A 15,001-nucleotide genomic window follows, 5' to 3' on the forward strand; every position below is an offset into this window, starting at 1 on the left:
GTGATCGTCTCCCCCGGCGCATATGCCCCACCGGTCGGCTGGAAGCACAGCCTTCCTGGCCGGATACCGCGCGCTCAACGCCGCTGAAGGGGCTCCTCGAACGCCACAGGCCGTGACTCCGCGCGGCCGGACACCAGTTCCCGGAGCTTGTCCCGGGTCTCCGGATCGGTCGAGTAGACGATCGTGCCGACCATGCCCCGCGTCAGCAGGACCTTGTACGTGTTCCGGATGAGACGGTCCACGTCGGTGTCCGATGTGGACTTCTTGAACACCGGGTCCTTGGACGCGGTGCGGTCGGTGACCCAACGGTCACCCCGCCAGACGAGGTCCGGGCCGATGATGACGCCGGACCAGTCGTACTCGAAGCCCTGGGCCGTGTAGACGCAGCCGATCTGCCCGAAGCCCGCGGGGTCGGTGGCCCACAGCGCGGACGGGGGCGCACCGGAGACCGACCGGTCCCCGCGCAGGTTCCATGGCCGGGCCCAGCCCCCGATGACGACGTCGAGGGGCAGGGGATCGCCGGGCTTGGGCTCGGGGGACCACCGCCAGCAGTAGCCGGCGGACATCCGGGCACCGTACTTCTCGGCGCGGCGGGCGTCGAGGAACGCCTCCAACTCCTCGGGGCTCTCCGCGACCAGCAGTTGCATGCGGTCGTCGGGCTCCCACACGACCGGCCCGCCGGGCTCGAGGCCGAGGAGCCGCACCACCCAGCGCAGGTAGGCGTCACTGCCTCCGCAGCGGAACTGGCTGTCCAGGGGCACGACACGGCAGACGATGTCCCGTCTGGCCGCGGCCGCACGGATGTCGTCCACGGTACCCATCTCGCCGGGCCGCACCACTTGGTGCTCGTCGAGGAAGAAGACCGGTACGTGGGCGACGTCGATGAGTTCGTCGACCTGTGCCCGGCCGGTCCGCAGCTCCGCGCGGGTGTAGCGGTTGGCGGAGGTCTCCCGGATGCGGTGCGCCTCGTCGCAGATCAGAGCATCCAGGCTGTTCTTCTCCGTGGTCATGAAGCTGTTGAAGTACTTGAAGAGATCCTGGACCTCACGTTTCCGGGAGCCGGCCACCTTGCGCATGGTCTTGGTGAACGACTGCGAGCCGGTCGCGTGGACCGCGGCCACGCCCCTCCGGTAGAGCTCCCCGAGCAGTTGGAGCGCGATCACGCTCTTCCCGGTACCGGGGCCGCCGGTGACGATGACGACCTCCTTGCGGTCGGCCCGCTTCGCCCTCTCCACCGCGTTGAGCACCATGCGGTAGGCGACCTGCTGCTCGTCGAGAAGCACGAACTGCTGCCGCTCACGCACTTCCTCGGCGGCCACGGCCATCAGCTGCTTCGACGGCACCGTGGCACCCGAGAGCAGTTCGTCCGCAGCCCGTGCACCCGAACGCTCGTCGCTCAGCCTCGACCGAAGGTGATCGAGGAATTCACCGCGGCGTTGCCCCGTGAAGAGCAGCCCGCGGCCGTCGCGCTCGATGTCCCGCAGACCGGCCACGTCGAACTCCGTGGCGTTGTGCAGGAACGCCACTCCGCTGATCCGATGTCCGTGATCGGCCACCGCTCCGTTGAAGTTGACCAGGTAGTCGCAGTAGCGCCGCACCTGTTCGACGGGGTTGAGGACCGGGTGGCTGTAGCGCTCCACGTGGCACAGGGTGGGATCGTCCTCGTGGGGCAGGACCTGGCTCCACTGCTTCAGCTCCACCACGACGTACGACGGCTCGCCCGTGACCGGGTGCACTCCCGCGAGGACGACATCGGCGCGCTTGCTGTTCAGCGGGAGCGCGTACTCCAGCATGACCTCGACGTCGCCCAGGCCGGCGTCGTTGAGCGCGGCGGCCAGGACGGGGATGCTGCGCTCCCAGGAACGCACCTCCGAGGTGCCTGGCCGATAGCCGTGCAGGTGCACGAACTGCTCGGTGAGGTGCAGGAACAGCGAACCGTCGAGTGCCATGACGGCGACCGTTTTCGCGGACGCGCGGAACAGCAAGGACTTCCCCCAGGCAGCACGAAATGACTCGTGCGGGTGGGGGCATGTCCTTCGAGACTCCACCGGGGCGGAGCGGAAGCCCGTCGGGCCGCGTTGACGATGTGGTTCAGGGTACCCGGCGGACCGATCAGGAACCCTGCCCAGGCATCAGGCCGCCCTCCGGCTCGATCAAGCGCCCCGCGGCGATCAAGGCGTCGATGTCGCCCGTCAGCGCACACTCCCGTCATGGACCTACCGTTCGACGGTGCAGCCGGCACCGTGCCGAACGATGCCGGCCGGGTCGTCGACCCGCTCACCGGAGGTCCCCGCCCCATCCATGGTGATGGATCCGCTGGGGTTGAACGCGTCGTTCTCGAACCCGGTGGAGAAGCCGTAGTAGCAGTTGCCCGCCTTGATGACGCTCGGGTCGTGCATGCGGAGGTCACCGCTGAGCGCCGGGGCGGGAGATGCGGTGACCAGGCAGAGGAGGGGCAGGAGGGCGGCGAGGACCGCGGCGGGTGCGGGTCGGCCGTGTCTTGCGCGTACCCCGGGACGTGGCCCCTGGGTGCGGGGGACGGGCATGCGAGACTCCTTCGTATCGCTGGGGAGGGGAGGGGGAATCCCCCATGGTGTCGGCCGTTTCGGGCAGCGTGCCGTCCGGCGTGGACCCCTGCGGGGAGCGGGACGGCGCGTGGGCACGGGCCCGGTCGGCGGTGCGCTGGATCGTGTCACCGCGGGGTATGTCTTGGGAGCGGGAGGGAGCGGGAATCCGGTCCGCCCGGCGTGGCGTGGGCCGCTGCCGGCACCCACGATCTTCATCAGACTTCCAGTGCTGTGAGCGGAGAGGTTTGCGGTGAGGGCCCCTCCCGCTCGAGCGAAGCCCTGCTGAGCGGCACAGCGCACTGACGTCGACAACGGACAGTGCGGCGACGCCGGCCGTCACCACCTGCCTTTCGAAGTGATACAGCAAGGAGATGCCATGCGCCGTGAACGATCACTTCTTCTCGTGCTCCTCAGAGGCCTTGTCGCGTGTGCCGTGATCGGAGGCGCGGCGACCCTGCCGGGGTCCACGTCCTCCGCGGCGCCGGTTTCGGGCACCCGGTTCACCGTGAGCGCACTGACCACCCATGGCCGACTGAACCCGCTGGGCGTCGGTGGTGAGGACCCGGTCTTCGGTTGGCAGTTGGTGTCGGCCCGGCGGGCGACATCGCAGAAGGCCTACGAGATCCAGGTCGGGCGCACGCCGGGGTCCGCCGACGTGTGGTCCTCCGGCAGGGTGGAGTCCGACCGCCAGGTGGGCGTGCGGTACGGCGGTCCGGGCCTGGAGGCGGCCACTCGTTACCACTGGCGCGTGCGGGCCTGGGACGACAAGGGAGTCGCCAGCCCGTGGAGCGCGAACGCGTACTTCGAGACCGGCCTGCTGGACTCGGGCGACTGGGACGCCGCCGAGTGGATCACTCGCCCTGCGGTTCCCGGCGAGCTGGACAAGTGGACCGACTACAGCGCCACGGTCGAGTTCACGCTCGACAGCGCCGCCTTCGGCATGTTCCTGCGTGCCTCCGACGCGGCCAACGGGTACATGTGGCAGTTCAACGTGACGGGCTCGACTCCGATGCTGAGGCTGCACAAGCAGGTCAAGGGCGATTACAGCGTGGTCCAGCAGGTGGATCTCGCGTCCCACGGCTTCACCGACGCCAGTCTCCTCGCCGGCCGGCACACCGTCCGCTACGACGTGGCGGGCACCACCATCAGGACGACCCTCGACGGCAAGCTGGTCAACACCTTCACGGACTCCACGTTCACCAAGGGCTACATCGGTTTCCGCACCCACGCCTGTTGCGGTGAACGCGGAACGGTCTACGACGCCGTCGTGACCGGTGCCGACGGCGGCACGCTGCTCGACACCGACTTCGCCTCCGGACGGAACCCGTTCACCGGCGGTGAGATCGTCGACTCGGCCCTCGTGGTGTCCGGCACCTCGGACGCCCTGTACGGACCCGCGGTCCGGCCGCAGCCGCTTCTGCGCAAGGAGTTCACGACCGAGTCCGGCAAGCAGGTCGCCTCCGCCCGCGTCTACGCGTCGGCACTCGGCCTGTACGAGCTGGAGCTCAACGGCAGGCCGGTCGGCGACCAGGTGCTTGCCCCCGGCTGGACGAACTACCACAAGCGCATCCAGTCCCAGACCTACGACGTGACGAGGCTGCTCGAAAGCGGCGACAACGTGATCGGCGCCTCCCTGGCGGACGGCTGGTGGGCCGGCAAGGTCGGGCTCGGCTGGAGCCGCCAGTACGGGAACACACCCGCCCTGGTGGCGAAGATGCGCATCACCTACACCGACGGCTCCGTCCAGTGGATCGCCACGGACGGTTCGTGGAAGGCGTCGGACGGTCCCTACGTCAAGGCGGACCTGCAGGACGGCGAGACCTACGACGCCCGGCTGCTGCCTCCGGGCTGGAGCCGGCCGGGATTCGACGACGCCGCGTGGGAGCCCGCCGCACGCCTGGACTCCCGCACCGCACTCCTGGTCCCGCAGAGCGACGAGCCGGTGCGCCGGACCCAGGTACTCGAAGCCCGGAGGATGACGGAGCCCACCGCCGGAACCTACGTCTACGACCTCGGCCAGAACATGGTCGGAGTCTCCCGGCTGACCCTCACCGGCTCCGCCGGCCAGACGGTCAAGATCCGCTACGCGGAGGTGCTCAACAAGAACGGCACCCTCTACACCGACAACTTCCGCAGCGCCAAGGTCACCGACCGCTACACCTTCGCCGAGTCCGGACCGGTCACCTACGAGCCCACCTTCACCCAGCACGGGTTCCGCTACATCGAGATCACCGGGGTGACCGAGCCTCCCGCGCTGTCCGGCGTCAAGGGCGTCGTGTGGGGATCCGACCTCCCGTCCACCGGCACGCTGAAGACCTCCCACAGCATGCTCAACCAACTGGTGAGCAACATCTCCTGGAGCCAGCGGGGCAACTTCCTGTCCATCCCCACCGACACCCCGGCACGCGACGAGCGCCTGGGGTGGACGGGTGACATCAGCCTGTTCGCACCGACGGCCAACTACCTGGTCGACACCCGCGCGTTCCTGTCGCACTGGATGGCGGACGTCCGCAACTCCCAGTACGCCGACGGTGACCTGCCGGCGGTGGTGCCCACCCCGCAGGGCCAGTTCGGCGAGAGCGGTGTCGGGTGGTCCGACGTGATGATCACCGTGCCGTACCACGTGTGGCGCGCCTACGACGACACCAGCATCCTGCGGGAGAACTACCCCGCCATGCGGAAGTTCTTCCAGTTCGTGCGCAACAGCGCGGGACAGGACCTGCTCGAGCCGGGCCGCACCGCGTTCTTCACCAACGACTGGCTGCACCTGGACGACCCGACCGAGCAGGGCATCCTGGGCACCGCGTACTACGCCGAGAACGCCCGCATGATGGCCGAGGTCGCCGAGGCCCTGGGCGACGACGCGGCGGCGTCCGACTACGGCAAGCTCTCCGCCGACATACGCGAAGCCTTCACCAGGGCCTACGTCGCCGCCGACGGCACCGTGAAGGGCAACTCGCAGACCGGCTATGCGATGGCCCTCGGCATGGATCTCGTCACGGATCCGGCACTGGCCGAGAAGGTCGGCGAGAGGTTCGTGGCCAAGCTCGCGCTCACCGACCACCACCTGCGGACCGGCTTCATCGGCACACCGCTGCTGCTGCCCGCGCTCAGCAGGATCGGCCGGGACGACCTGGCGTACAAGATGCTGCTGCACGAGGACTACCCGTCCTGGGGCTACGAGGTCGCGGGCGGTGCCACCACCATGTGGGAGCGCTGGAACTCGATCATGCCCGACGGTGAATTCGGCCCCGTCGACATGAACTCCTTCAACCACTACGCCTACGGCGCCGTGGGCGACTGGATGTTCCAGAACATCGGCGGCCTCTCGGCGATCGAGCCCGGCTACAAGCGGTCCCGGATCGCGCCGGTGCCCGGCGGGAACCTGACGGAGGGCTCCGGAAGCCTCAGTACCGTCTACGGCCGTCTGTCGTCGAAGTGGAGCACCGGCGACGGCGCTTTCGGCCTGAAGGTGACGGTGCCGGTCAACACCGTCGCGGAGGTGCATGTACCGACCGGGACCCGTTGGGCGGTCACCGAGGGCGGCCGGCCCGCCGACGCCGCCAAGGGGGTCCGCTTCCTCCGCATGGAGGACGGGGCTGCCGTGTTCGAGGTCGGGTCGGGGACCTACCGCTTCGGCGTCGACACCGTCCTCGGCGGCCTCGGGGAGGCCGAGGGGGCGGCCGGAGAACTGCGTGACCTGGTGGCCGGCCTGGACGCGCCGGGTGCACCGACGGCACGCGAGCGGGCACGGCAGGTGCGGACCTCGATCGAGGCAGCTCGGACCACGTATGTGGCGGGCGGTACGCAGGGCGTGGACGAACACGTGGAACGGGCGCGGGCACGTCTGGGCGACATCAGCGACTGGATCACTTCTCGGATCGACAAGGGGACGCCGACAGCCACACAGACGGCGGCGGCGCAGGCGCTCATCGCCCGCATCGAACAGGGGCTGTGAAGGTCCACGGCAGACGCGTCACCCGTGACGGCCCGCCGGCTGCGGAGGCGATGACGAACGGCCCGCTCACGTGGAGTTCCGATGGAGGAAAGCCGGCTGTCCCCGGCTTTCCGCCGCCGCGCCTGTCGGCAGCTCCCGGCCCCGCCTCCGGCCCCCGGCCCGGTCACGTCCGGTGAGTCGTGTGCCGCCCCGCGTCCACTGCCGCGTACAGGTCGCGCCACGCGGCCGTCAGCCCTTCGACGCTCTCGGCTTCCAGCTTCCTGGCGATCTCTTCGCCGTCGACGCCGAGGCCTTCCAGTCGTCTCCAGATCTCCAGAGCCGTACCGTGACGGCCCATCAACGTGTCACCGCACATGTCGAGCCGGCGGGTGGCCGCCTCCAGGGTGGGCAGGGTCATCAAGGTGATCGTGCCCCAGGTGACGAGCTGCTCGACGTAGCGGGTGAGAGACGACGAGGAGTCGGTCACGGTCGTGGACGTCCACATCAGCCGTTGCGGATGGCCTCCCGCGGCGGCCAGGGCCCGCCAGTCGGCGCCGCCGAACCAATCGTCGTACATCCGGTAGAAGTGGCGGGCCCGCGCCACAGCGGCTTCGCCGCGCAGCGCCAGGGCGTCGGGGGTGCCCAGCTCCTCCAGCCGCGCGTCCACCTCGGCGTCCAACAGGCCCACGGGCAGTGAGACGACCGAGGCCAGCGCCGAGAGTCGCCGGCCGTCGGCCAGCGCGCGCTGGAGGCCCTCCGCATAGGCGTCGAGGGCTTCGCGATAGCGCGAGGCCGAGAAGACCCCGGTGACATGGACGGGGAAGCCCGCACCGACGCACTCCCTGATCGCGGCGATCCCCTCCGTGGTGGCCGGCAGCTTGACCATCGCGTTCGGCCGGTTCACCGCGCGCAGCGCCTGCTCCGCCTCCGCCACGGCCGACTCGACGTCGTGGGCGAGGCGCGGGTCCAGGTCCATCGACACCAGGCCGTCCAGGCCGCGTGTGGCCTGGTACACCGGGCGGAGTTCGTCGCAGGCCCAGCGGACGTCATGCGCCGCCACCGCACGCACCGCGTCGGCGGCGCAGATGTCGTCGGAGGCCAGGCCCGCGAGTTGTTCGCGGTAGGCGTCGTCGCTCTCGACCGCCGCCGCCAGCGCGGCCGGGTCGGACGTGGCGCCACGGACGCCGGCGCGCGCGATGAGCCGGGTCAGGCATCCGGAGGCGAGGTGACCGCGGGTGAGTCCGTCCAGCCAGGGCGAGACACCCTCCGCGACCAGTTCGTCCAGCTCCAGCACGCCCGGTTGCCTCAGCCGGTCCGACATGGTGGGTCGTCACTCCTTGCTAGTGCATGGCGAGTTCAAGCTTCACCGTCAGGCTATTCGCATGCACCCGAGATGAACTACGGGTGTCATGCCACATTGGCGCAAAGTGGTTCCGACATCGACTTGATGAAGTAGCGGCTATTTGACGAAGTGCGTCGATCGCCATTGGGTCTTCCTTCACTTCCGATACAGGATCGGAGCGAACCGCCGGTCCCGAGGTCCGGCACGGCCACTCCGTCTGCCAAGGGAGCACCGCGTGCACGACCCACATCGCCGTCCTCGCCGGCCCTGCACGGGACTTGTCCGCACCCCGGACGCCGACCGACACCGAAGGGCTCGCCACCTGGGCGAACGACCTGTTTTCTCTCGCCGCGCCCCGTAGCGGCTCCCCCGGGGGCGGCGCTCGAACGGCCCGTCGGATCCGGGCCGGGCCGGGCCGGGCACGGCCCGGTGACGGCCGTTCCGGTTTCCCGGCCCGGCACCGGAACCGGTTGAACCGGAAAGCATCACCTCCGGCCGGTAACGCATTTGCGGGGCAGCGCCTTTGTGTGTCCCGGCGTCCGGTTCCGCCGCAAAGCGAGCAATTCCCGGCCGCGGCGTTCCCGTCACCTATCGCAGGACCGGAGCTATCACCAGAGCTATTACGCGTGCCGAACAAAGCGGCGGTCGTCGCGCCTCCGGCACGCGGACGGGCACCACCCGCACGGCCCGCGGCGGCGCCGCTCGTGCGGCTTGTCCGATGACCGGCGGCCCCGGCACACCCCGGTGCGCCCGTCCCCGCCGGCCCACGTCCGAGACCCGCACGGCCGCGCTCGCGGGGTTTTCTGCCCCGGCGATGGCGCGCCGCAGTCACGCCCTTCGCCAAAGGAGACACCAGTGGACGACGCTCTGCTCGACATCAAGGACAAACCGGCCAGTCAGCAGCCCGAGTGGGGTGATGCGGCGCGGGTGCGGCAGGTCACGGACACCCTGGCCCACCGCCCGGCCCTCGTCGACGCGGCGGACGTCGACACACTGCGTTCGCTGCTGGCCCGGGTCGCCTCGGGCGAGGCCCTGGTCGTCCAGTCCGGCGACTGCGCCGAGGACCCCGCCGAGTGCACGCCCGGCTATGTCGCCCGGAAGACGGCGGTGCTGGACCTGCTGGGCGGCGCGCTGAAGATGATCACGCACAAGCCGGTGATCCGCGTGGGCCGGATCGCGGGTCAGTTCGGCAAGCCCCGCTCCAGCCCGACCGAACTGGTCGGGGGTGTGGAACTGCCGTCCTACCGGGGCCACATGGTCAACGGCCCGGAGCCCGACCCGGTGAGCCGGCGCCCCGAGCCCGGGCGCATGCTGGCCTGCTACCGGGCGGCCCGCGAGATCATGACGCACCTCGGCTGGCAGGAGGCCGGACGGCGGCACGCCGTCGAGCCGCCGGTGTGGACCAGCCACGAGGCGCTGATCCTGGACTACGAACTTCCCCTGGTCCGCCGCGACGACCGGGGCCGGCTCGTCCTCACCTCCACGCACTGGCCCTGGATCGGCGAGCGCACCCGCCAGCTCGACGGCGCGCACGTCGCCCTGCTGTCCCGGGTCGCCAACCCGGTCGCCTGCAAGATCGGGCCCAAGGTGACGGCCGACGAGCTCCTCGGGCTGTGCGAACGGCTCGACCCGGACCGGGAGAAGGGCCGGCTGACCCTCATCGCCCGCATGGGGGCCGCCTCCGTCGGCGAGCGCCTGCCGAAGCTCGTCGCCGCGGCCCGCGAGGCCGGCCATCCGGTGATCTGGCTGACCGATGCCATGCACGGCAACACCGTCACCCTGCCGGGCGGTCTCAAGACGCGCTTCCTGGAGACCATCGAGCGGGAGATCCAGGAGTTCCAGGAGGCCGTCCGCTCCGAGGGCGGCATCATCGGCGGGCTGCACCTGGAGACCACGCCGGACGACGTCACCGAGTGCGTCCCCAACGACGCCTGCGTCGAGCACGTCGCGGACAAGTACACGTCCTACTGCGATCCGCGCCTCAACCCGAGCCAGGCCGTCGCCGTGGCCTCGGCCTGGCTCGGCTGACAGCTCCGCCACCCACCCCGACCGGCACGGGGCACGGCCGTCGGGCAGACACGCAGATGAGGAGGTCCTGAAGATGGACGGAAAGGTCGCACTCGTCACCGGGGCGGCGGGCGGCATCGGCGAGGCGGTGGCCCGCGTCCTCGGCGAACGCGGCGCGGTGGTGGGAGCCGTGGACCGCGACGCCGACCGGCTGCGGCAGGTGGTGGACAAGCTGCGCGCGGACGGCCTGGAGGCGCTGGCCCTGCCCGCCGACGTCACCAGCGCCGCCGACGTCGACGCCGTGGTCCGCACGGCCGAGGAGCAGCTCGGCCCGCTGGAATACCTGGTCAACGGGGCCGGTGTGCTGCGTCTGGGCACCGTGCGCAACCTCACCGACGAGGACTGGACGACGACGTTCGCCGTCAACGCCACCGGCGTCTTCCTGATGTCGCGGGCCGTCGTCAACCGCATGCTGCCGCGCCGGCGCGGCGCGATCGTCACCGTGGCGTCCAACGCCGCCGCCACCCCGCGGGTGCAGATGGCCGCCTACGCCGCGTCCAAGGCGGCGGCGACCATGTTCACCAAGAGCCTGGGCCTGGAGGTCGCCCGGGACGGCATCCGCTGCAACGTGGTGGCGCCGGGCTCCACCAGCACCCCGATGCTCACCTCCATGTGGCACGACGAGTCGGGCCCGAAGCACACGATCGAGGGGCAGCCGGACGCGTTCCGGGTCGGCATCCCGCTGGGCAAGGTGGCCCGCCCCTCGGACGTCGCAGGCGCCGTCGCCTTCCTGCTGTCCGACGAGGCCTCCCACATCACCCTGCACGAACTCACCGTCGACGGCGGCGCCGCGCTCGGCGCCTGAGCCCAGACCCCCCACCGACCTGAGGCGACCAGGAGAGCAACTCATGGCAGGCATACCCGAGATCACCCCCTACCCGATGCCGACGGCCGGCGACCTGCCCGGCAACGTGGCTCAGTGGTCCGTCGACCCGGACCGCGCCGTCCTGCTGGTGCACGACATGCAGCGCTACTTCCTGCGGCCCCTGCCCGACGGCCTGCGCGAGGAACTCGTGGGCAACGCCCTGCAGGTACGCGAGCACTGCGCCGGGCTCGGCATGCCGGTGGCGTACACGGCGCAGCCCGGCGGCATGACCGACGAACAGCGGGGCCTGCTCAAGGACTTCTGGGGCCCGGGCATGCGCACCGCCCCCGCCGACCGGCAGGTCGTCGACGGACTGGCCCCGGCCCCGGACGACTGGCAGCTCACCAAGTGGCGTTACAGCGCCTTCTTCCGCTCCGACCTGCTGCAGCGGATGCGCGCCGCCGGCCGGGACCAGCTGGTGCTGTGCGGCGTGTACGCCCACGTCGGCGTGCTGATGACCGCCGTCGAGGCGTTCACCCATGACATCCAGCCGTTCCTGGTGGCCGACGCCGTGGCCGACTTCTCCGCGTACCACCACCGGCTGGCCCTGGAGTACGCGGCGCAGCGCTGCGCCGTCGTCGTCACCACCAAGGAGGTCCTGGCATGACCGGCACCGCGAGCGGCGACCTGCTCGGCCGGATCCTGGGCGAGCGGCCACCGGCCGCGTACGCCCTGCTGCACCGCCCCGAGACGACGGGTCCGGGCGTGCTGGACGTCGTGGTCGGCGAGGCGGCCGAGCCGCGCACCCTCGCCGAACTGCCCCTGCCCGACGCCGCGGAGACATCCGGCGGGCCCCGCCACGAGGTCCTGGCCCTCGTGCCCTACCGGCAGATCGCGGAGCGCGGATTCGACTGCCCCGACGACGGCACGCCGCTGCTGGCCATGACCGTCACCGGTCAGGCCACCGTGCCCGTCACCGAGGTGCTGACCCGGATCCCCGACCTTCCCGTGGAGCTGTCCGGCGGCCGCTTCGACGTCCCGGACGAGGAGTACGCCGCCACCGTCCGCCGGGTCGTCACGGACGAGATCGGCACCGGGGAGGGCGCCAACTTCGTCATCAAGCGCACCTACACCGCCGACATCACCGGCTACACCCCCCGGCACGCGCTGGCGGTCTTCCGGCGCCTGCTGCAACGCGAGAGCGGCGCCTACTGGACGTTCCTGGTGCACACCGGCTCGCGCACGCTCGTCGGCGCCACTCCCGAGCGGCACATCAGCCTGCGCGAGGGCCTGGCGGTGATGAACCCGATCAGCGGCACCTACCGCTACCCGTCCACGGGCCCGGCGCTGCCGGAGGTGCTCGACTTCCTCGCCGACCGCAAGGAGGCCGACGAGCTGTACATGGTCGTGGACGAGGAACTGAAGATGATGGCCCGGATCTGCGAGGAGGGCGGCCGGGTGGTCGGGCCGTACCTCAAGGAGATGGCCCGCCTCGCCCACACCGAGTACTTCATCGAGGGGCACAGCACGCGCGACCCGCGCGACATCCTGCGCGAGACGCTCTTCGCCCCGACCGTCACCGGCAGCCCGCTGGAGAACGCCTGCCGGGTCATCAACCGGTACGAACCCGAGGGGCGCGGCTACTACAGCGGCGTCGTCGCGCTGATCGGCCGCGACGAGCACGGCGAGCGGGCGCTGGACTCCTCCATCCTGATCCGCACCGCCGACATCGACGCCTCCGGCCGGCTGCGGATCGGTGTCGGCGCCACGCTCGTACGGCACTCCGACCCGGAGAGCGAGGTCGCCGAGACGGCGGCGAAGGCGGCGGGGCTGCTCGCGGCCATCGAGAGCCACGGGCCGACCCGCTTCGCGGACCATCCGCAGGTCCGGTCGGCGCTGGAGCAGCGCAACGCCACCCTCGCCGGTTTCTGGCTGGCCGGCCACGGCGCCGGGGCGCGGCCCGGTCCGGAGCTGAGCGGACGCCGCGTGCTGGTCGTCGACGCCGAGGACACGTTCACGTCCATGCTGGACCACCAACTGCGCTCCCTGGGACTGCGGGTGACGGTCCGCCGCTTCGACGAGCCGTACTCCACGGACGGCTACGACCTCGTGGTGATGGGGCCCGGTCCGGGCGATCCGCGTGACGTCGAGCACCCGAAGATCGCCCACCTGCGTGCCACGGTGCGCTCCCTGCTCGACGAGCGGCGCCCGTTCCTCGCCGTCTGCCTCAGCCACCAGACGCTGTGCACGCTGCTCGGTTTCCCGCTGGTGCGCCGGGCGGTGCCGAACCAGGGCGTGCAGCGGGAGATCGACCTGTTCGGGGCCCGGGAACGGGTCGGGTTCTACAACACGTTCGCCGCCCGCGCCGAGGAGGACAAGGCCGAGTACGAGGGGGTGGGCGTGGTGGAGGTCAGCCGCGATCCCGACACCGGTGAGGTGCACGCGCTGCGCGGCCCGCACTTCGCGTCGATGCAGTTCCACGCCGAGTCGGTGCTCACCCAGGACGGCGTGCGCATCGTCGGCGACCTCATCAAGGAGGTTCTCCCCCACGCGACGGGAAAGGAGCGCGGCACCGTTGAGCAGGTTGCGCTGGCTGACCGCGGGTGAGTCCCACGGCCCCGCACTCGTGGCGACGCTGGAGGGTCTTCCCGCCGGCGTGCCGATCACCACGGACATGGTGGCGGACCATCTGGCGAGGCGGCGGCTGGGCCATGGCCGCGGTGCCCGGATGAAGTTCGAACGGGACGAGGTCACCCTCCTCGGCGGTGTCCGGCACGGCCTCACACTCGGCTCGCCGGTGGCGATCACCGTGGGCAACACCGAGTGGCCCAAGTGGGAGCAGGTCATGGCGGCCGACCCGGTCGGCCCGGAGGTACTGGCCGGCCTGGCCCGCAACGCCCCGCTGACCCGTCCGCGGCCCGGCCACGCCGACCTGGCGGGTATGCAGAAGTACGGCTTCGAGGAGGCCCGGCCGATCCTGGAGCGGGCTTCCGCGCGGGAGACGGCGGCCCGGGTGGCGCTGGGCGCGGTGGCCCGGTCGTACCTGAAGGAGACCACCGGCGTCGAGATCGTCAGCCACGTCGTGGAACTGGGCTCGGCCAAGGCTCCGGAGGGTGTGTACCCGACGCCGGCGGACGTGGAGCGGCTGGACGCGGATCCGGTGCGCTGTCTGGACGCGGACGCCTCGAAGGCGATGGTCGCCGAGATCGACCAGGCCCACAAGGACGGCGACACCCTGGGTGGTGTGGTGGAGATCCTGGCCTACGGCGTGCCGGTGGGTCTGGGTTCGCACGTGCACTGGGACCGCAGGCTCGACGCCCGGCTCGCCGGCGCGTTGATGGGCATCCAGGCCATCAAGGGCGTCGAGGTGGGTGACGGTTTCGAGTTGGCGCGGGTGCCGGGGTCCGAGGCGCACGACGAGATCCTCGCGACCGAGGAGGGCGTCAGACGGGCCTCGGGCCGCTCCGGCGGCACCGAGGGCGGTCTGTCCACCGGTGAACTGCTGCGGGTACGGGCCGCGATGAAGCCGATCGCGACCGTGCCCCGGGCCCTGCGGACGGTGGACGTCTCCACGGGCGAGGCCGCCCAGGCGCACCACCAGCGCTCGGACGTGTGCGCGGTCCCGGCGGCCGGGATCGTGGCGGAGGCGATGGTGGCGCTGGTGCTGGCGGACGCGGTGGCGGAGAAGTTCGGCGGCGACAGCGTGGCCGAGACCCGCCGCAACGTCACCTCGTACCTCGACCACCTCGCCGTCCGATGAGCGGGCCGCTGGTCGTGCTGGTCGGCCCGATGGGCGTGGGCAAGTCCACCGTCGGGCAACGGCTGGCCGAGCGGCTCGGCGTCTCCTACCGGGACACCGACGAGGACGTCGTCGCCGAGCAGGGCCGGACCATCGCCGAGATCTTCGTCGACGACGGCGAGTCCGCCTTCCGGGCGATCGAGGCGCGGGCGGTGGCCCGGGCCCTGGCCGGGCACGACGGCGTGCTCGCGCTGGGTGGCGGGGCGGTCCTCGATCCGCGTACCCGGGCGCTGCTGTCCGGGCTGCCGGTGGTCCTCCTCGACGCCGACGCAGACGAGGCGGTGCGGCGGATCGGCCGGGACCCCGGCCGGCCGCTGCTGGCGGGTGATCCGCACCGGCGGTGGCGTGCGCTGGCCGCGGCACGCCGTCCGCTCTACACGGAGGTCGCCCGGGCGGTCGTCGACACCAGCGGGCGCACCCCGGAGGGTGTCGTGGAGGCCGTGCTGGCGGCGCTGGCCCTGCGGGCGACGAGCGTCTGACGAGC

At 71.2% G+C, this 15,001-nt stretch carries 10 protein-coding genes; 7 read left to right on the forward strand and 3 right to left on the reverse strand.

Going from position 1 to position 15,001, the window contains the following annotated elements; translation table 11 throughout:
* Nucleotides 1-74 precede the first annotated feature (74 nt).
* Nucleotides 75-1,985 (reverse strand): DUF2075 domain-containing protein, encoded by a 1,911-nt coding sequence (locus tag GSY65_RS10225; protein ID WP_159767031.1) that lies wholly within the window; start codon nucleotides 1,983-1,985, stop codon nucleotides 75-77.
* 231 nt (nucleotides 1,986-2,216) lie between these two features.
* Complete coding sequence (locus GSY65_RS10230; protein ID WP_236579727.1) at nucleotides 2,217-2,546, reverse strand: hypothetical protein; 330 nt, start codon at nucleotides 2,544-2,546, stop codon at nucleotides 2,217-2,219.
* 526 nt (nucleotides 2,547-3,072) lie between these two features.
* Between GSY65_RS10230 and GSY65_RS10235 the strand changes: the two genes are divergently transcribed.
* Nucleotides 3,073-6,525, forward strand: coding sequence for a family 78 glycoside hydrolase catalytic domain (locus GSY65_RS10235; RefSeq protein ID WP_201452503.1), 3,453 nt, complete (start codon nucleotides 3,073-3,075; stop codon nucleotides 6,523-6,525).
* Nucleotides 6,526-6,688: 163 nt separating this feature from the next.
* On the opposite strand, the gene tal is transcribed toward GSY65_RS10235, so the two are convergent.
* Nucleotides 6,689-7,825: a transaldolase gene (gene tal, locus GSY65_RS10240; protein ID WP_159767033.1), complete on the reverse strand. Its 1,137-nt coding sequence runs from the start codon at nucleotides 7,823-7,825 to the stop codon at nucleotides 6,689-6,691.
* 876 nt (nucleotides 7,826-8,701) lie between these two features.
* Here tal and GSY65_RS10245 point away from each other — a divergent pair.
* The 6 genes from GSY65_RS10245 to GSY65_RS10270 all read left to right on the forward strand — a co-directional run bounded on the left by GSY65_RS10245 (nucleotide 8,702) and on the right by GSY65_RS10270 (nucleotide 14,996).
* Nucleotides 8,702-9,874 carry a 3-deoxy-7-phosphoheptulonate synthase gene (locus tag GSY65_RS10245; protein WP_159767034.1) on the forward strand — a complete coding sequence of 391 codons (1,173 nt, stop codon included), beginning with the start codon at nucleotides 8,702-8,704 and terminating at the stop codon, nucleotides 9,872-9,874.
* A 73-nt stretch (nucleotides 9,875-9,947) separates the two neighbouring features.
* A complete protein-coding gene (locus GSY65_RS10250; protein WP_159767035.1) occupies nucleotides 9,948-10,718 on the forward strand; it encodes a 2,3-dihydro-2,3-dihydroxybenzoate dehydrogenase in 771 nt (256 codons plus the stop codon).
* A 43-nt stretch (nucleotides 10,719-10,761) separates the two neighbouring features.
* Complete coding sequence (locus GSY65_RS10255) at nucleotides 10,762-11,385, forward strand: isochorismatase family protein (protein WP_159767036.1); 624 nt, start codon at nucleotides 10,762-10,764, stop codon at nucleotides 11,383-11,385.
* Nucleotides 11,382-13,325, forward strand: coding sequence for an anthranilate synthase family protein (locus GSY65_RS10260; RefSeq protein ID WP_159767037.1), 1,944 nt, complete (start codon nucleotides 11,382-11,384; stop codon nucleotides 13,323-13,325). Before GSY65_RS10255 ends, GSY65_RS10260 begins: the two co-directional genes overlap by 4 nt.
* Complete coding sequence (aroC, locus tag GSY65_RS10265; RefSeq protein ID WP_159767038.1) at nucleotides 13,294-14,478, forward strand: chorismate synthase; 1,185 nt, start codon at nucleotides 13,294-13,296, stop codon at nucleotides 14,476-14,478. Before GSY65_RS10260 ends, aroC begins: the two co-directional genes overlap by 32 nt.
* The gene (locus tag GSY65_RS10270) at nucleotides 14,475-14,996 is read left to right on the forward strand and encodes a shikimate kinase (protein ID WP_159767039.1); all 522 of its coding nucleotides are present in this window, start codon (nucleotides 14,475-14,477) and stop codon (nucleotides 14,994-14,996) included. The genes aroC and GSY65_RS10270 overlap by 4 nt, the downstream gene beginning before the upstream one ends.
* Nucleotides 14,997-15,001: the final 5 nt, after the last annotated feature.

It is taken from the genome of Streptomyces sp. HM190 (genome assembly GCF_009857135.1).
Classification (GTDB): domain Bacteria; phylum Actinomycetota; class Actinomycetes; order Streptomycetales; family Streptomycetaceae; genus Streptomyces; species Streptomyces heilongjiangensis.

Bases quoted from the DNA above. Each gene is read 5' to 3' on its own strand.
- GSY65_RS10230 (WP_236579727.1), bottom strand. From the start codon at position 2,546: ATGCCCGTCCCCCGCACCCAGGGGCCACGTCCCGGGGTACGCGCAAGA.
- tal (WP_159767033.1), bottom strand. From the start codon at position 7,825: ATGTCGGACCGGCTGAGGCAACCGGGCGTGCTGGAGCTGGACGAACTG.
- GSY65_RS10250 (WP_159767035.1), top strand. From the start codon at position 9,948: ATGGACGGAAAGGTCGCACTCGTCACCGGGGCGGCGGGCGGCATCGGC.
- GSY65_RS10255 (WP_159767036.1), top strand. From the start codon at position 10,762: ATGGCAGGCATACCCGAGATCACCCCCTACCCGATGCCGACGGCCGGC.
- GSY65_RS10260 (WP_159767037.1), top strand. From the start codon at position 11,382: ATGACCGGCACCGCGAGCGGCGACCTGCTCGGCCGGATCCTGGGCGAG.
- GSY65_RS10270 (WP_159767039.1), top strand. From the start codon at position 14,475: ATGAGCGGGCCGCTGGTCGTGCTGGTCGGCCCGATGGGCGTGGGCAAG.